General features: G+C 61.1%; 16 protein-coding genes. 7 read left to right on the top strand and 9 right to left on the bottom strand.

Going from position 1 to position 16403, the window contains the following annotated elements:
• Positions 1 to 25 precede the first annotated feature (25 nt).
• A complete protein-coding gene (locus tag GIW79_RS16805) occupies positions 26 to 484 on the bottom strand; it encodes an Hsp20 family protein (protein ID WP_003191546.1) in 459 nt (152 codons plus the stop codon).
• Positions 485 to 710: 226 nt separating this feature from the next.
• Between GIW79_RS16805 and GIW79_RS16800 the strand changes: the two genes are divergently transcribed.
• On the top strand, positions 711 to 1139 hold the full coding sequence (locus GIW79_RS16800; RefSeq protein ID WP_034127523.1) for a glycine zipper domain-containing protein: 429 nt from the start codon (positions 711 to 713) through the stop codon (positions 1137 to 1139).
• 163 nt (positions 1140 to 1302) lie between these two features.
• Here GIW79_RS16800 and treS read toward each other — a convergent pair whose 3' ends face one another.
• Positions 1303 to 3366 (bottom strand): maltose alpha-D-glucosyltransferase, encoded by a 2064-nt coding sequence (gene treS / locus GIW79_RS16795; RefSeq protein WP_054898125.1) that lies wholly within the window; start codon positions 3364 to 3366, stop codon positions 1303 to 1305.
• A gap of 153 nt (positions 3367 to 3519) precedes the next feature.
• Positions 3520 to 4329, bottom strand: coding sequence for an AraC family transcriptional regulator (locus tag GIW79_RS16790; protein ID WP_102666556.1), 810 nt, complete (start codon positions 4327 to 4329; stop codon positions 3520 to 3522).
• Positions 4330 to 4516: 187 nt separating this feature from the next.
• On the opposite strand from GIW79_RS16790, the gene GIW79_RS16785 reads away from it, so the two are divergent.
• From GIW79_RS16785 to GIW79_RS16765, 5 genes are all read left to right on the top strand, one after another.
• Positions 4517 to 6142 (top strand): APC family permease, encoded by a 1626-nt coding sequence (locus tag GIW79_RS16785; protein ID WP_060765130.1) that lies wholly within the window; start codon positions 4517 to 4519, stop codon positions 6140 to 6142.
• Between the two features lie 11 nt (positions 6143 to 6153).
• Positions 6154 to 7080, top strand: coding sequence for a 4-hydroxyproline epimerase (locus GIW79_RS16780; protein WP_198791315.1), 927 nt, complete (start codon positions 6154 to 6156; stop codon positions 7078 to 7080).
• Between the two features lie 37 nt (positions 7081 to 7117).
• The gene (locus tag GIW79_RS16775) at positions 7118 to 8065 is read left to right on the top strand and encodes a dihydrodipicolinate synthase family protein (RefSeq protein WP_054898121.1); all 948 of its coding nucleotides are present in this window, start codon (positions 7118 to 7120) and stop codon (positions 8063 to 8065) included.
• A gap of 163 nt (positions 8066 to 8228) precedes the next feature.
• A complete protein-coding gene (locus GIW79_RS16770) occupies positions 8229 to 9800 on the top strand; it encodes an aldehyde dehydrogenase (NADP(+)) (RefSeq protein ID WP_236453503.1) in 1572 nt (523 codons plus the stop codon).
• 2 nt (positions 9801 to 9802) lie between these two features.
• Positions 9803 to 11050: an NAD(P)/FAD-dependent oxidoreductase gene (locus GIW79_RS16765; RefSeq protein WP_197900212.1), complete on the top strand. Its 1248-nt coding sequence runs from the start codon at positions 9803 to 9805 to the stop codon at positions 11048 to 11050.
• Positions 11051 to 11053: 3 nt separating this feature from the next.
• Here GIW79_RS16765 and GIW79_RS16760 read toward each other — a convergent pair whose 3' ends face one another.
• From GIW79_RS16760 to GIW79_RS16740, 5 genes are all read right to left on the bottom strand, one after another.
• Entirely contained in the window at positions 11054 to 11968 is a 915-nt protein-coding gene (locus tag GIW79_RS16760; protein ID WP_089041771.1) for an ADP-ribosylglycohydrolase family protein, read from the bottom strand.
• A gap of 37 nt (positions 11969 to 12005) precedes the next feature.
• Positions 12006 to 12989, bottom strand: coding sequence for a GlxA family transcriptional regulator (locus GIW79_RS16755; protein ID WP_072446538.1), 984 nt, complete (start codon positions 12987 to 12989; stop codon positions 12006 to 12008).
• A 93-nt stretch (positions 12990 to 13082) separates the two neighbouring features.
• Complete coding sequence (locus tag GIW79_RS16750) at positions 13083 to 13340, bottom strand: hypothetical protein (RefSeq protein WP_236477389.1); 258 nt, start codon at positions 13338 to 13340, stop codon at positions 13083 to 13085.
• Between the two features lie 522 nt (positions 13341 to 13862).
• Complete coding sequence (locus tag GIW79_RS16745; protein WP_197900211.1) at positions 13863 to 14471, bottom strand: LysE family translocator; 609 nt, start codon at positions 14469 to 14471, stop codon at positions 13863 to 13865.
• 122 nt (positions 14472 to 14593) lie between these two features.
• Positions 14594 to 15043: a winged helix-turn-helix transcriptional regulator gene (locus GIW79_RS16740; RefSeq protein ID WP_034127533.1), complete on the bottom strand. Its 450-nt coding sequence runs from the start codon at positions 15041 to 15043 to the stop codon at positions 14594 to 14596.
• Positions 15044 to 15139: 96 nt separating this feature from the next.
• On the opposite strand from GIW79_RS16740, the gene GIW79_RS16735 reads away from it, so the two are divergent.
• A complete protein-coding gene (locus tag GIW79_RS16735; RefSeq protein WP_034127534.1) occupies positions 15140 to 16081 on the top strand; it encodes an aromatic alcohol reductase in 942 nt (313 codons plus the stop codon).
• A gap of 50 nt (positions 16082 to 16131) precedes the next feature.
• Here the strand turns inward: GIW79_RS16735 and GIW79_RS16730 are convergent.
• The coding region (locus tag GIW79_RS16730; protein ID WP_236456598.1) for a hypothetical protein at positions 16132 to 16403 on the bottom strand (272 nt) is incomplete at its 5' end.

Raw genomic sequence — 16403 nt, 5'->3', positions numbered from 1 at the left:
GAGCGCCTTTTTACCGCCGATTGTTTTACTGCAAGCTGACCTGACGCAGCTCGGGTTTGGCCTCACCACCAATCATGATGCGTTTTGGCTTGGCCTCTTCAGGCACTTCACGCAGCAGGTCGATGTTGAGCAAACCGTTGGTCAGGGATGCGCCACGTACTTCGATATGGTCGGCCAAGCGGAACGACAACCGGAACGCACGTTGGGCAATGCCCTGGTGCAGGTAAGCGACCTTATCGTCGGTTTCGCGTTTTCCGCCGGAAACCGTCAATACACCCCTCTCGACCTGGATATCCAGATCCTCCTCGGTCAGGCCAGCCACGGCGATCACGATGCGGTACGCGTCGTCACCGTGCTTTTCCACGTTGTGAGGTGGATAGGAATTCGGAGCCTCGCTGCGCAGCGCCGACTCGAACAGGTCATTGAAGCGATCAAAGCCCACCGATTGACGGAACAGTGGGGCCAACGACAGGGTAGTAGCCATTTTAAAATCTCCTGAGTTTCTCCAAGTGATTTAGTACGCGACCCGGATTCGGCATCGCGTGATCAAAAATTTATGGACGCGTAAAAGGAATTCAAGAGGGCTGAAAAAAATTTTCTTGTGCAAGGGGCGATCACCCAAGCCCAAGTGTTATGGCGTGTGCTCTAATCAAAATGCCAGGCGTGCTTTACCCCGTGAGCGCCTGAGACAGCCCTTGAGGTACAAAAAAATGAAAATGACATTCCCGGCCCTGGCATTGGGCATTCTGATCTCCCAAGGGGCCCTGGCCGCTGGAGATGGTACGGCGGCGCTGGGAGGCGGTGTCGGCGGTGTATTGGGCAACGTGGTGGGCCAGCAGCTTGGTGGCTCGACAGGTGCGGCCATCGGCGCCGGCGTGGGGGGCGCAGCCGGGAGTGCAGTGGGTGCGCAGAAGGGCAACAAGACCGAAGCGGCGATTGGCGGAGGTTTGGGCTCGGCAGGCGGTTCGCTGATTGGCAATCGCCTGGGCGGCACCACCGGTTCAACCATCGGCGCCGGCGTGGGTGGCGCAGCCGGTGGCGCGCTGGGTAACAACCTGGCGGATGACGAGAGCGGTCATCGTTCGGGTGGCGGCAAGCACAAAGGCAACAAGCATAAGCACAAGAACAAGCACCACTGATCGCGTGGCACGGCGCTGTTAGCCAACAAACACTGACCTGTGGCGAGGGAGCTTGCTCCCGTTGGGGCGCGAAGCCGCCCCGCTCTTTTGTTCAAAAAGGCTGGGACTGCTACGCAGTCCAACGGGAGCAAGCTCCCTCGCCACAGTTACCGTTTCGTCGCCTTTACATCGGCGTGCTGCTCACCACCCGCAACGCCAACCCTTCATACGCGTCCAACGTAATCGTGAACGCGCCCTCCTCGGTCAAATCGCCTTCCACCCGCTCATTGATGATATCCACCACCGGCCCCGGTGCGATGTTGGGCAGGTGCAGGGTTTCGGTGATCGGCGTGGCGCCAAAGTTCAGCGCAGTGATTTGCGTGCCCTTACCCGCCGGTAGTTCGTGCACCATGATCAGCAAGCCTGGATGCTCGACGTCCGGCACCAGGATCTGGCGGCTGGCGGCGATGTCGTAGGCGCGGCGTACGGCGAGGATTTTTTGCAGTTGGGAGGCAAAGGACTCCGGGTCCTGCAGTTGGCTGTTCAGGCTGCCATACAGGCTTTTGGAGCGCGGCATTTGCCCAGCTGACAGTTCGGCGTCGGGGTTCAGGTCTACCAGATCATAGGCGCCACGGTGAATCCAGCGTGTGTCGCCATCGGCCATCAAATGCGCCACCTCTTCGGCCGCCAACGGCAGCGCGCCCACCAGGTCCCAGCCGGACAAGGCAAACACCCCAGGTTGCATGGCGTTGTACATCACCAGCAGCAAATGGATCTGGCGAATCTGCTGGATATCCGCCGGGGTGATCGCCTCCAGGTCACGAATACCCAGGGCTGCGGTGATGATGCTGGCGGTGGTGCAGGACACGCCGTTGGTCACGAACTTGAGGTTATACGGCGCATGCTCACCGGTCAGGCGTTCGTACATCTGTTCGCGGATATGCTCGCGCAGGATGTTGCCGGGGAAGGTCTGGCCCTGGAACAGGAAGCTGTCATGGGCGTGCAGCGTCCAGAAGTGCACCAGCTCCAGGGTCAGTTCATCGTGGTTCTGTAGCGCGTGAATCAGCGAGCCGGGGTCGATGCCGAGGCTGTGCATCTGGCGCAGCATCAGACGCAGGAACTCGGTGTCGCCCATCAGCAATGCATGCTGGTAGGCCGGCCGGGTGATGAAGTCATAAGACAGGTCAGCGCCGCCGTGGGACATGGACGCGATGTCGTCCACGGTGAGGTTGAGTTCCTGAAAACTGAACCCGCCCGCCTTGCGAATGGCGCCGCCGAGTAACTGATTGCCGGTGATCGACAGCGGATGGCTTTCGGACCAGGCCGTGCCATCGAGCTTGCGCTCCACGCCGAGAAAGCCATTGGCATCCAGGCGCAGGATTTTCGCGCCCATCACATCAATGGCGTGCAGCGCATCACCGATGATCATCTGCTGCGCAGCAAACGAAGGGTCGAGCCAGTTGAGCGACGGCTGGCCTTCCTTGAAGTAATGCAGGTACACCCAGCGCCGCGGCTTGCCATCTACGCCGAGCACCACCGGGGTGGCGCTCCAGTCGGTTTCTTTGACGCCGGGCTCGAAGAAAATCACCCGCTGCAATTGGCCGACGATGTAGTGCTTGTCGCGCAGTGCGTCTACCTGGGAGGGGCTGAGGTTTTGTGCATCGCGTCCGGCAGCCACGTCGGGCAGCAACGGCCAGTCTTCCTCGCGGATTTCGACCATGTGGTACAGGCCGGGATAGTCCTCATAGGCCATTTCTGCCAGGCGAAAGTCCGCGCCCTTGCCGGTGTGCGACGGGATCACATCGTCGATGATCACCGCATTGTGCGCGGCAGCCATGCGCGTCAAGGCCTGCAATTGTGCCTCGGTGCCCAGTTGCGGGTCGATGTCGAAGCTGATGCGGTCGAAATTGCCGTCGATGGTCGGGGTGTGCTCGGTGCCAGACAAACCACCGGACTTCTTCAGCGGGCCGTTGTGAATGCCCTGGATGCCGATCTTCGACAGGGTATGCCACAGGGTTTCGTCCCCCAGCGCCTCCAGCACGGTGCCGCCTTCGCGGGTGACAATCGACGCGGGGTAGGCCGTGAACCACACCGACGACAAGGCCGAAGCGTCACGCGGCCGGGTCTGTGCATAAGGCTGCTGCCACAGGCGGCCTTGCCCCGAATACAGCTTGGCCCGCTGCCGCGCTGCGTGGAGCATGGAATGTTGCACCAGCCAGTTCACATGATCGTTGTTCGCCGCGGTCATAAGCTCGGTACCTGTCGTGGTGAAAAGGGTCGGTGTAAGCATATGAGGGGCGTGGGCGGCATTCGTTGCATCGACTTGACTTCATCCAAATGTGGGAGGGTGCCTGCCCCCGATGGCGGTGGATCAGATAAAAATATCCTGACTGACACACTGCTATCGGGGGCAAGCCCCCTCCCACATTAGATTTTCATCTGGCCCGCCGCCTTGCGTCGCTTGCCGGTACTGCCTCGGGGTGAACCCGGTTGAAGATTTGAACTGCCGGGTAAACGCGCTGTGATCGGTGTAGCCGCATTGCAGCGCCACCTCGGTAATCGGCAGCTCGGTATGCAACAACCGCCGGGCGTGTTCCAGCCGGACTTTCTGGATCATTTGCCGGGGGGTGAGGTGAAAGACGCGCTTGCAGTAGCGCTCCAGTTGCGCCACGGAAATCCCGGCGATGCGGGTCAATTCCCCCAGGGTGACGCGGCGGTTGAAGTGGCTGCGGATGTGTTCGTCCACCGCCGCCAGGCGCTGATAGGCCGGGTGGGTTTCGCTGGCAGACTGCAAGTCCACCGAAATTCCGGCCAGGCCAATGATCGCGCCGAGTTGGTTGTACAGCGGCCACTTGTGGGTCAGGCACCAGCCGGGTTCGCGGGTGCCGTAGAGGTGCAATTCGAGTTGATCTTCCAACACCAGGCCCTGCCTCAGCACACGACGGTCCTGTTCGGTATAGCCGGGGCCCAATTGTGCGGGAAACACTTCGGCGCTGGTCTTGCCCAGCAGCGGTTGCAGGTGCTTGAGGCCGCAGCGTTGCACCAGGGTGCGGTTGGCGAGCACGTAGCGAGCGTCGATGTCCTTGATGAAAATCGCGGCGTTGGGCAGTACATCAAGCATCGGCAGCAACTGCTCTACCCCGCTCAATAGCTGCTCGATGTTGTGGGGTCGGCTGCCCTGGAAAAGGCTCGCGAACGCGCTCTGCAACATGACTTTATCTGCCCTTTTATTCGTCGACAGCCAGCAGATTGCGCCATGGAACGAGCGCTGTCGAGCGCGGCAAATTGTGCTGAATTCGTCATCCATCCCTGCGCAAAACATCAATCGTCAGCCTGCCTGATGGGTTCAGGATAGCGCCACTGCATGCCTATCCAATAACTCACAAGAAGGCGCCGCTATGTCAGGCCAAGGCAAGTTCAAGAAACAGCTGTCACTGATGGACCTCACCTTTATCGGGTTGGGAGCCATCTTCGGATCGGGTTGGTTGTTCGCCGCCAGTCACGTGTCTGCCATCGCAGGCCCGGCGGGGATTTTTTCCTGGCTGCTGGGCGGTTTCGCCGTGCTGTTGCTGGGCATTGTCTACTGCGAACTGGGCGCCGCCCTACCCCGCGCTGGCGGCGTGGTGCGCTACCCGGTGTATTCCCATGGCCCGCTGCTGGGCTACCTGATGGGCTTTATCACGCTGATCGCGTTTTCCAGCCTGGTGGCGATTGAAGTGGTCGCCTCGCGTCAATATGCGGCAGCCTGGTTTCCAGAGCTGACCAAGGCCGGCTCCAGCGACCCCACCACCCTGGGCTGGCTGGTGCAATTTGCCTTGCTGTGCCTGTTCTTTGTGCTCAATTACCGCAGCGTGAAGACCTTTGCCATCGCCAATAACTTGGTGAGCGTATTCAAGTTCATCGTGCCGTTGCTGGTGATCGGCGTGCTGTTCACCTTCTTCAAGCCGGAGAACTTCCAGGTGCATGGCTTTGCACCGTTCGGCTTGTCGGGCATCGAGATGGCCGTGTCGGCAGGCGGGGTGATCTTTGCCTACCTGGGCCTGACGCCGATCATTTCGGTGGCCAGCGAAGTGAAAAACCCACAGCGCACCATCCCCATCGCCTTGATCCTCTCGGTATTGTTGTCTACGGCCATCTATGTGCTGCTGCAAACCGCGTTCCTCGGCGGCGTACCTACCGAAATGCTCGCCAATGGCTGGGCCGGCATCAGCAAGGAACTGGCCCTGCCCTATCGCGATATCGCCCTGGCGCTGGGCGTGGGCTGGCTGGCCTACCTGGTGGTGGCCGATGCAGTGATCTCCCCCAGCGGCTGCGGCAACATCTACATGAACGCCACCCCGCGCGTGGTGTATGGATGGGCGCAGACCGGCACCTTTTTCAAGATATTCACGCGCATCGATGAGAAGTCCGGCATCCCGCGCCCGGCGCTGTGGCTGACCTTTGGCCTGTCGGTGTTCTGGACCTTGCCGTTCCCGTCCTGGGAAGCGCTGATCAACGTGGTGTCCGCCGCCCTGATCCTCAGTTATGCCGTGGCCCCGGTGACAGTCGCCGCCCTGCGCCGCAATGCACCGGACATGGCGCGCCCGTTTCGGGTCAAGGGCATGGCGGTGCTGGGCCCGCTGTCATTCATCATCGCTGCGTTGATCGTGTACTGGTCGGGCTGGAACACCGTGTCCTGGCTGCTGGGCCTGCAAATTCTAATGTTTGCGGTGTACCTGCTGTGCGCGCGCTGGGTGCCGACCGCGCACCTGAACCTCAAGCAACAAGTACGCTCCTCGGCCTGGCTGATCGGCTTCTACGCCGTGACCATCCTGCTCTCCAAACTCGGCAGCTTTGGCGGTATCGGGGTGATCAGCCACCCGTTTGACACCCTGGTGGTGGCGGCCTGCGCCCTGGGCATTTACTACTGGGGCGCCGCCACCGGCGTACCCGCCCACTGGGTACGCCTGGAGCAGGAAGAGGACGAAAGCGAAGCCGTCAGCGACGCGCACTACAGCGCCCCACTATCCCCGACTACCCACTGATGGAGCGCCTTATGAAACGGCTGCATGTGATTGACTCACACACCGGCGGTGAACCTACACGCCTGGTCATGAGCGGCTTTCCCGAACTGGTCGGTGCCTCGATCGCCGAGCAACTGGAGCACCTGCGCACCCACCACGATCAATGGCGCCGCGCCTGCCTGCTGGAGCCACGGGGCAACGATGTACTGGTAGGCGCGCTGTACTGTGCGCCAGTCACGCCGGGGGCGACCTGCGGGGTGATCTTCTTCAACAACGCCGGCTACCTCGGCATGTGCGGCCACGGCACCATCGGCCTGGTTGCCTCGCTGCACCACCTGGGGCTGATCCAACCGGGCGTGCACAGCCTTGACACGCCGGTCGGCCCGGTCGCGGCCACCTTGCACGACGACGGCAGCGTGACCCTGCGCAATGTACCCGCTTACCGCTACCGCAAGCAGGTGCCGGTTGAAGTGCCTGGGCATGGCGTGGTGCTGGGCGACATCGCCTGGGGCGGCAACTGGTTCTTCCTGGTGTCGGACCACGGCCATGAGTTGCAGATGGACAACGTGGAGGCCCTGACCGACTACACCTGGGCCATGCTCAAAGCCCTCGAAGCCCAAGGCATCCGTGGCGCAGACGGTGCGCTGATCGACCATATCGAACTGTTCGCCGACGACGCCCACGCCGACAGCCGCAACTTCGTAATGTGCCCCGGCAAAGCCTATGACCGCTCCCCCTGCGGCACCGGCACCAGCGCCAAGCTCGCCTGCCTGGCCGCCGACGCAAAACTGGCCGCCGGAGAACCCTGGGTACAAGCCAGCATCACCGGCAGCCAGTTCCTAGGCCGCTATGAATGGGACGGCGAACGCGTACGCCCATTCATCACCGGCCGCGCCTACATGACCGCCGACAGCACTTTGCTGATCGACGAACAAGACCCGTTTGCCTGGGGCATCTGAGCCCATTATTCATTCAACTGAAACCGGAGTTAGCACCATGAGCGACAACATCTTCACCGGCTGCATGCCCGCCCTGATGACCCCTTGCACCGCCGAGCGCCAACCGGACTTCGACGCACTGGTGGCCAAGGGCCGCGAGCTGATCGATATCGGCATGAGTGCCGTGGTGTATTGCGGTTCCATGGGCGACTGGCCGCTGCTCACCGAGGCCCAGCGCCAGGAAGGCGTGGCGCGCCTGGTGGCTGCGGGTGTGCCGACCATCGTCGGTACGGGGGCGGTGAACAGCCGTGAAGCCGTATCCCACGCAGCCCATGCCGCCAAAGTCGGCGCCGATGGTTTGATGGTGATTCCCCGCGTGCTGTCCCGAGGGGCTTCGGTCACTGCGCAAAAGGCCCACTTTGCAGCAATCCTCAACGCCGCCCCCAACCTGCCGGCGGTGATCTACAACAGCCCCTACTATGGTTTCGCCACCCGCGCCGACCTGTTCTTCGAACTGCGCCGCGAACACCCGAACCTGATCGGCTTCAAGGAGTTCGGCGGCGCCGCCGACCTGCGCTACGCCGCCGAAAACATCACCTCCCAGGATGATGATGTGACCCTGATGGTCGGCGTCGACACCCAGGTGGTACACGGCTTCGTCAACTGCAACGCCACCGGCGCTATCACCGGCATCGGCAATGCACTGCCCCGCGAGGTGCTGCAACTGGTGGCCCTGAGCAAAAAGGCCGCCAAGGGCGATGCCAAGGCGCGTCGCCAGGCCCGCGAACTGGAAGCTGCACTGGCGGTGTTGTCATCGTTCGACGAGGGCTGCGACCTGGTGCTGTATTACAAGCATTTGATGGTGCTCAACGGCAACCAGGGTTACGCCCTGCACTTCAACGAAACCGACGAGCTCAGCGCTGCCCAGCGCCGGTATGCCGAGCAGCAGTACGCGCTGTTCCGCCAGTGGTATGCCAACTGGTCGGCCGAACAGAACGTCGTTTGATTTTGTGTAGGAGCGAGCTTGCTGTGGCGAGGGAGCTTGCTCCCGCTGACTGCGCAGCAGTCTCCGGCTTTTATTGGGGGCGCTTCGCACCCCAGCGCAAGCAAGCTTGCTCGCCACATAAGCTCGCTCCTACAACACCTCTTTTGTTTACCAGGATTTCACCATGACTCTGACAGGCAAGATGCTGATCGGTCAGCAATCGGTTTGCGGCCATCGCGATGCGATCCGGGCGATCAACCCCGCTACCAACACCCCACTGGAACCCGCCTACGCTTGCGGGGATGAGCAGCACGTCGACCAGGCCTGCGCACTGGCGTGGGCCGCGTTCGACGCTTACCGCGAAACCACCTTGGCAGATCGCGCCGCGTTGCTTGAAACCATCGCCAGCCACATCGAAGCCTTGGGCGATGAGTTGATCGAACGCGCCTGCGCCGAAACCGGGTTGCCTCGCGCACGCATTGAAGGTGAACGCGGCCGTACCTGCGGGCAACTGCGCGCTTTTGCCCGCACCGTGCGCCTGGGCGAATGGCTCGACGTGCGCGTCGATACCGCACAGCCCCAGCGCCAACCCCTGCCCCGTGCCGACCTGCGCCAGCGCCATATCGCCCTGGGCCCGGTAGCCGTGTTCGGTGCCAGCAACTTCCCCCTGGCCTTCTCCGTGGCGGGCGGCGATACCGCATCGGCCCTTGCCGCCGGTTGCCCGGTGATCGTCAAGGCGCATAACGCGCACCCCGGCACCAGCGAGCTGGTGGGCCGCGCCATCGCCCGGGCGGTCAAAGATTGTGGCTTGCCGGAGGGTGTGTTTTCACTGCTCTATGGTGCGGGTAACGAGATGGGTATCGCATTGGTGCGCGACCCGCGCATCCGGGCTGTGGGCTTCACGGGGTCGCGCAGTGGCGGTATTGCCCTGTGCCAAGCGGCGCAGGCACGCCCGGAGCCGATCCCAGTGTACGCAGAAATGAGCTCGATCAACCCGGTGTACCTGTTTCCTGCTGCGCTTGAAGCTCGGAGCGAAGCCTTGGCCGAAGGATTCGTCGCGTCGCTGACCCAAGGCGCCGGCCAGTTCTGTACCAACCCTGGCCTGATGATTGCCCTGCAAGGCGCCGCTCTGGACCGTTTTATTCAGTCTGCCAGTGAGCGGCTCTCGCGTTGCCCGTCCCAGACCATGCTCACACCGGGCATCTTCAGCGCTTACGAAACCGGCCTGAAGACCCTGGCCCAGCACGCTCACATCGCCGCCAAGGGCTTGCCAGCGACCGGGCCGAACCAGGGCCAGGCCCATCTGTTCGTGACCCAGGCCGAGGCGTTCCTGAACAATCAACACCTGCAAGCCGAAGTATTCGGCGCCGCCTCGCTGGTGGTGCAGTGCCGTGATGTCGAGCAAATGCGCCAGGTGTCCGAGCACCTGGAAGGTCAACTCACCGCCACCCTGCACATCGATGACGACGACCTGCCACAGGCGCGGGCATTGCTGCCGGTGCTGGAGCGCAAGGCTGGGCGCCTGCTGGTGAACGGCTGGCCGACTGGCGTAGAAGTGTGCGACGCCATGGTGCATGGCGGGCCCTTTCCGGCGACTTCGGATGCGCGCAGTACGTCGGTGGGCACGGCGGCGATTTTGCGGTTCCTGCGCCCGGTGTGTTACCAGGACTTCCCGGACACCTTACTTCCCACCGCGCTGCAGCACGACAACCCGCTGCGGTTGCGGCGCCTGCTCGACGGCCAGCGAGAAGCATAATCATGGCCGATCCCAAGCAAGCAGACCTCGTGGTGGTCGGCGCCGGCATTATCGGCGTCGCCTGCGCCTTGCAGTTGGCACGCCAAGGCCGGCGAGTCGTCGTGGTAGACGCGCAGGCACCCGGCATGGGCGCCTCCTACGGCAACGCCGGCCACCTGGCGACGGAACAGGTGTTTCCCATCGCCGACCTGTCGATCCTCAAGCGCTTGCCCGCCATGCTCCTGGACCCCATGGGCCCGCTGCGCCTGGACTGGACCTACCTGCCCCGCGCCCTGCCCTGGTTTATCCGCCTGTTGCTCAACCTGCGGCCAGCGCGTTACCAGCGCACCGTGGCAGGCCTTCGCGCGCTGAACGAAGGCAGCCTGGGCGCATGGCAGCGCTTGCTGCAATCGATGGGTCAAACGCAATTGCTGCGTGAAGAAGGTTCGCTATTGGTGTATGAGCGCGCCGAATCCCGCGCTGCACTGGATGCAGTGCAGCACCGCATGACCCAGCAAGGTGTCGCAGTGGACTTCTGGAGCGGCGATGCGGTGCGCAAGGCTGCGCCGCAACTGAGCGACGCTATACAAGGCGGGTTGTTCTTCCCCGCTACCGGACACTTTCTGGACCCGTACACGGTGGTTGGCGAACTGGTGAACGCGGCCAAGGCTGAGGGGGTGCAATTTCTTCAGCAGCGCGTTCTGGACGGACGCCTGGAGGGTAGTGGCGTTTCCCTGATGACCGACCAAGGCGTACTGACAGCGCAGCAAGTGCTGATTGCCTGCGGTGCCCACTCGGCCAAACTCACCGCAGCTCTCACCGGCAAACAAGTGCCGCTGGACACCGAACGCGGTTACCACCTGATGCTGCCCCACGAACAACAGCGCCTGCCCTTCGCGGTCACTTCACTGGAGCGCAAATTCATCATGACGCCCATGACCGGCGGCCTGCGCCTGGCCGGCACGGTCGAATTCGCCGGCCTCGACCGCCCAGCCAATATGCAACGGGCCTGGCAGTTGCACCGGTTGAGCAAAGGGCTGTTCCAACACGACTTGAGCGACAGCGAAGCCACGCCCTGGATGGGGTTTCGCCCTTCCCTGCCCGACTCGCTGCCGATCATTGACCGGGTGTGCGAGGGCAAAGTGCTGCTTGCATTTGGTCACCAGCATTTGGGACTGACACAAGCGGCGGTGACGGCCGAGAGGGTTGGGCAGCTTGCCGCGGGTGAGCGGGTGCCAGAACTACAGCCTTATCGGCTGGATCGTTTCTGAACCTTACTGTGGTAGGCGCGAAGTGCTGAATAACGCATCAGCCGTTTCTTGGATTTCATCGCGCATCCATAGCTTGTTCAACCAACCGACAGGGATAGCCTGGACGCCGTAATACGCCCCCGCCAGTTGCCCAACGATTGCGGCAGTAGTGTCTGCGTCATCCCCAAGGTTGGCGGCGGCCAGTATCGCTTCAGCAAAGTTGGAGGTCTGATCGAAACACCAGAATGCGGCCTCCAGCGAAGCCACCGCATAACCTGAGCCAACGATTTGAGCAGAGGTTTTATCGCGATAGTCGCCAGAGGCGATAGCCTTGACCTTAGGAGCCGACAGCGCGGTGTGGGAAAAACTCAGCACCTGTTTCTTTGGCACGCCGCTCAGGGCATTGCTGATAGCCTCGGCCAGCAGCAGGCAGCACTCGATAGCCTCATGCGCGGCATGCGTAGTTCGCGAGCTTTGCTCGGCAAACAGGTGGATGTCCGCCCTATCTGGAAAGTAAAACAACACGACAGGTGCGAGACGCATCATTGAACCATTGCCGGCCGAATACGGATGCGTTGAGCCCGCAAAAGCGTTGCCACTTTGCTGAAATTGCTCCAACGCTTCGCGAACCGTCATGCCGATATCAAAGCACTCTCCGGTAGAACTCAAGTAACCCCACTTCCACCAATTCAGATAACGTCCCATCTGGTCCATCGCGTCAAAACCGCCTTTGCGCAACAGGCTTTCGGCCAGACACAGAGCCATGGAGGTATCGTCAGTCCATTGGCCAGGCTTGAGGCTAAACGGTCCGCCGCCTAGCATATCCGTCACGGGAGAAAAGCTGCCGCGGGGCATGAATTCAACCGTCGTCCCTACCGCATCGCCACACGCCAGCCCAAGTAGGCTGCCGCGATAACGATCCAAAAGCGTGATATCCATTGCCACTCCTTTTGAAAATCTTTCTAAGCCCGCCAGGCTACTTGACCAACCGCTTCTCCTTGGAGGGGCGATAGCCGAAATACGCGCTGTAGCATTTGCTGAAATGGCTCGGCGAGACAAACCCGCACGCCACCAGCACATCCACCTGTGACAACTCGGTGTGCTGCAACAGGCGTCGCGCTTCAGTGACGCGCAGTTCCATGTAGTAGCGTTGCGGCGTGGTGCCCAGCTGTTCTTTGAACAGACGCTCCAGCTGACGGCGGGAACGGCCGGCGTAGACGGCGAGTTGATCGAGTTCCAGGGGTTCTTCGAGGTTGGCGTCCATCAACTTCACCACCTCGCGCAGCGGCGCGCTGACACACATGTTTTCGGTGGGTTTGATGCGGCGGTAGCGCGATTCTTCGAACGCCAGAATATCTTCGATGCCTTCGACCAAGGCTTTGCCATGCAGGCTCTTGATCCAGTCCAGGGCCATATGGAAAGCCCCCGAGGGGCTGGACGCGGTGAGGCGGTCGCGGTCGATCACATAGGGTTCGCTGGTGACCTGCGCCGCCTTGGACACTTCGGCCAGTGCCGGCCGATGTTCGGGATGGATGGCGCAGCGGTAACCCTGCAACAGCCCCGCACGCCCGAGGAACCACGAGCCGTTCCACAAACCGGCGAGGCGCACGCCCGCTTCACCCGCACTGCGCAGCCATTGGATAAATGGCTCGCTGGCCTTGAGTTCGGTGCGAAAACCACCGCAGATCACCAACAGGTCCAAGTCCTGCAAGCTCGCCAGCATCAGGTTCGCATCCGGGCGAATGATCAGGCCCAAGTCGCTGATGACTTCGCCCTCGCCCCACCCGAAAGTGCGCGTAGCGAACAGATCAGGGCGCAACAGGTTGGCGGTCACCAGCGTGTCGAGGGTCTGGGTAAAGGCCGGCAAGGAGAAGTGTTCGAGCAGCAAAAAACCGACACGGGTGACCGACGTCGATTGCTGGGGATTATCACTGAGGTAGCGCAGGTTCTTGCCTTGCATGCCACCGCTGAACTGGCGTCTTTCCATCGAGGGTCGGCCCACGCTTATTGTTGTGCAGTGGGGGCTATCTTAGGGGCAAATGCAGTGCCTGTCTCAGGTGACGCTCGAGGCTGGCAGCGGCCATTGCACTGATCTTGATAAAAACTGTTCGCTTGAAAAGCCACGGCCCAGGCGCTGCGCGGTGATCTGATACGGTTTTTTCTTTTCGATCTGCGCCTGTATTGAAAACCGCTTGAGGCGGACAATAGCCCCATCCCGACACTCCTGTCGTCCCCTTCCCCTCGGAGGCCTTATGACCAAGATGGCAATTTTCCTGTTCGGCTTTTTGGTATTGACCATTGGCATCGGCATGTTGGCGACCATCTCGCCGGTCTAATCCCGCATCGTGGCGAGGGAGCTTGCTCCCGTGACGGCCTGCCAACCGACGGTGATCTACCTGACGCCCCGAGACCTAAATGTGGGAGCTGGCTTGCCTGCGATGACGGCCTGACGGTCAACTCAGTTGGACCGTGTACATATCCATTCCTGCGGTAGCGGCCACTTAGGGTTCCGCTTTTACAGCGGCTCACTTTTGATTCCGGCCAGCGTGGTTTGACGGGGCGCCTAAGATCAAAAGCAGATCAAGAGCGACTCGCTTCGCATCGTGGTTACCGTCGGCTGCTACGGGTGCTTTGCAAAGCTGTGTAGATACCTATGGTCATCGCAGGCAAGCCAGCTCCCACATTGGATCGCGGCGCGTCAGTTATATCTGTGTCGGCTGCCAGGCCGTCGCGGGAGCAAGCTCCCTCGCCACAGATTTAGCGTCGTGCCGAAGTTATGTAGATACCTATGCTGCGATGACGGCCTGACAATCAACGCGTTACCTACGCCACCTCAGCCCACAAACAGCATCGGATACAGCGACAGCACCAACAGCCCGGCCATGGACCAGTTGAACAACCGCAACCAGCGCGGCTTACGCAGCAAGTTGCGCAAGCCGCTGCCACACCCCACCCATACACACACGCTCGGCAAATTGACCACCGCAAACACCAGGGCGATCACCAGCACATTGGTGACATAACCCTCGGCCGGCGTGTAGGTAGTGATCGCCCCCAGCGCCATGATCCACGCCTTGGGGTTGACCCACTGGAAGGCCGCCGCACCGAGGAAGGTCATCGGCTTGCCATGTTCATCCGGGTTATCAGACATGCCGCCGGCATTGGCAATCTTCCACGCCAGATACAACAAATACGCGGCGCCGACATAACGCAACAGCGTGTAGGCCCACGGGAACAGCTTGAACACCTCGCCCAAGCCAATCCCCACACAAATCACCAACAGCATGAAGCCGATGCTGATCCCCAGCGCATGGGGCATCGAACGGCGAAAGCCGAAATTCACGCCTGAGGCCAGCAACATGGTGTTGTTGGGCCCAGGGGTGATCGAAGAGACAAAAGCGAACAGCACGAAAGCTGATAACAGGCTGGTAGACATGATCATGGCGCGGCATCCAAGCGGGGGTGATGTGCCTGCGACAGTAGGGGGTTATGGCGCGCTGCGCCCCGTACAGCTAGGGATGGATCGAGGCATACACTTGCAAAGCCTTCATCGAGAAGTAGCGCTTACCGAGGCGCATCGGGAACCGGTGTGGGAACCTGCCATGCCGGTTTTTTGCCTTCCTGACTGTCGAAAATACGCCGAGCCTTGCGAAAGTCCTCCACGTTTTCCACCACCCAGGTCCAGATAGGCGACATGCGAATCAAAAGCTCCCTGCCCAGCGGCGTCAGCTCGTACTCGACGCGGGGAGGAATTTCACCGAACTCGCGCCGAACCAACAAACCATCGCGCTCCATGGCACGAAGCGTCTTGGTCAACATGCGCTGAGTCACACCCGTCATCTGTCGTTTTATCTCGGCATGACGCATTGCACCGTACACACCCAGGGCATGCAGGATGCCCAATGCCCAGCGGCTACCGGCATGAGCAAGGACTTCACGCCTGACGCCATCGTCCTCCTCCCTGAGCGACTGGCAGATAACTTCTGCCTGGCTGAGCGTTTCCTGATCGGTCATTTCTACCCCTGGTATCACACGTGTGCCTTCTTATGAGCGCTGCCGAATCGTGCCAGCATGGGCTCATCTTATCGCCAACAGGTCTGCGGAGAAATCATGCCTGAAATGACCCCACTTCCCCCTCAATCGATCCTCGTTCTAGGTGCCGGCGAACTCGGCCTGCCGGTTTTGCGCAACCTGGCGCGGGAGGCCAAACGCGCGCCCGGTTCCACCATCAGCGTATTACTCAGGGAATCGACCATCAACACTCAAGCGCCCGAGAAAAAGGCAGACATCGATGAGCTGCGCAGCCTGGGCATCCAGATGGTCGCCGCAGATCTGGTGAACGACTCAATCGATCAACTTGCCAAGGTCTTCGCACGCTTCGATACCGTGATCGGCTGCGCGGGCATGATCGCGGGCCGAGAAACCCCGATGAAGCTGGCAACCGCCGCACTCAAATCCGGCGTGAAGCGCTACTTCCCCTGGCAGTTTGGCGTGGATTTCGAAGTGATTGGCCGGGGCAGCCCCCAGGATCTGTTCGATGCCCAACTGGATGTGCGTGAGTTGCTGCGCGCCCAGGACAACACTGAATGGGTCATCATCTCGACAGGCATGTTCACCAGCTTCCTGTTCGAGCCGGTGTTCGAGGTCGTCGACTTCGACAACAACACAGTGAACGCCCTGGGCAGCCTCGAGAACAGCGTGACGCTCACGACACCGGACGACATCGGTACGCTGACAGCGCAAATCGTGTTCTTCGAACCGCGCATGCGCAATCAGATTGTCTATCTCGCCGGCGACACCGTCACGTATGGGCAGGTTGCGAGCATGCTGGAACGCGTTCTGGATCGCCCGTTCAAACGCAACGTGTGGACGGTTGACTATCTCATGCAGGCACTGGAAAAAGACCCCACGCACCACATCAAGAAGTACCGTGCTGTATTCGCACAAGGCAAAGGTGTGGCCTGGCCTAAGGCGGCCACGTTCAACGAGCAACAATCGATTCCTGTCACCACTGCTGAGCAGTGGGCTCGGGAAAACCTTGCAGTCCATTGAAAACCGGATGCTGAAGCCAGCCGTAAAGGCTGGCACGGGTGAAGGGACAGTCAGCGGCTCTGAGCTTCACGCTGCTGGCCAGAAACATGTTGTTTTTTTACATGCCTACGCGACTTTAGCTCGTATTGATGGTGAATAAACCAGGCGATCAACAATAACCCAGTGACGCCAAAAACCAAGACCAACAGCTCTAGTTGCGGATTCCACGCCATCCGGCCACCCAGTCCGCTCTCATCTGGCCAGGCATTCCACGGCCATCTGGCCACCTGTTCCACGGCCATCCGGCCGGGCAGTCGGAGCGCAGCGACGCAGGGGTTGCATT

The organism is Pseudomonas sp. PA-7-1E (assembly GCF_021605325.1).
Lineage (GTDB): Bacteria > Pseudomonadota > Gammaproteobacteria > Pseudomonadales > Pseudomonadaceae > Aquipseudomonas > Aquipseudomonas fluorescens_BV.
The sequence above is the reverse complement of the archived record's forward strand: the minus strand, read 5'-3'. Positions and strand labels throughout refer to the sequence as shown.

Coding starts and splice junctions, on each gene's coding strand:
- GIW79_RS16805 (WP_003191546.1), bottom strand. CDS start 484: ATGGCTACTACCCTGTCGTTGGCCCCACTGTTCCGTCAATCGGTGGGC.
- GIW79_RS16800 (WP_034127523.1), top strand. CDS start 711: ATGAAAATGACATTCCCGGCCCTGGCATTGGGCATTCTGATCTCCCAA.
- treS (WP_054898125.1), bottom strand. CDS start 3,366: ATGACCGCGGCGAACAACGATCATGTGAACTGGCTGGTGCAACATTCC.
- GIW79_RS16790 (WP_102666556.1), bottom strand. CDS start 4,329: ATGTTGCAGAGCGCGTTCGCGAGCCTTTTCCAGGGCAGCCGACCCCAC.
- GIW79_RS16785 (WP_060765130.1), top strand. CDS start 4,517: ATGTCAGGCCAAGGCAAGTTCAAGAAACAGCTGTCACTGATGGACCTC.
- GIW79_RS16780 (WP_198791315.1), top strand. CDS start 6,154: ATGAAACGGCTGCATGTGATTGACTCACACACCGGCGGTGAACCTACA.
- GIW79_RS16775 (WP_054898121.1), top strand. CDS start 7,118: ATGAGCGACAACATCTTCACCGGCTGCATGCCCGCCCTGATGACCCCT.
- GIW79_RS16770 (WP_236453503.1), top strand. CDS start 8,229: ATGACTCTGACAGGCAAGATGCTGATCGGTCAGCAATCGGTTTGCGGC.
- GIW79_RS16765 (WP_197900212.1), top strand. CDS start 9,803: ATGGCCGATCCCAAGCAAGCAGACCTCGTGGTGGTCGGCGCCGGCATT.
- GIW79_RS16760 (WP_089041771.1), bottom strand. CDS start 11,968: ATGGATATCACGCTTTTGGATCGTTATCGCGGCAGCCTACTTGGGCTG.
- GIW79_RS16755 (WP_072446538.1), bottom strand. CDS start 12,989: ATGCAAGGCAAGAACCTGCGCTACCTCAGTGATAATCCCCAGCAATCG.
- GIW79_RS16750 (WP_236477389.1), bottom strand. CDS start 13,340: ATGCCGATGCCAATGGTCAATACCAAAAAGCCGAACAGGAAAATTGCC.
- GIW79_RS16745 (WP_197900211.1), bottom strand. CDS start 14,471: ATGATCATGTCTACCAGCCTGTTATCAGCTTTCGTGCTGTTCGCTTTT.
- GIW79_RS16740 (WP_034127533.1), bottom strand. CDS start 15,043: ATGACCGATCAGGAAACGCTCAGCCAGGCAGAAGTTATCTGCCAGTCG.
- GIW79_RS16735 (WP_034127534.1), top strand. CDS start 15,140: ATGCCTGAAATGACCCCACTTCCCCCTCAATCGATCCTCGTTCTAGGT.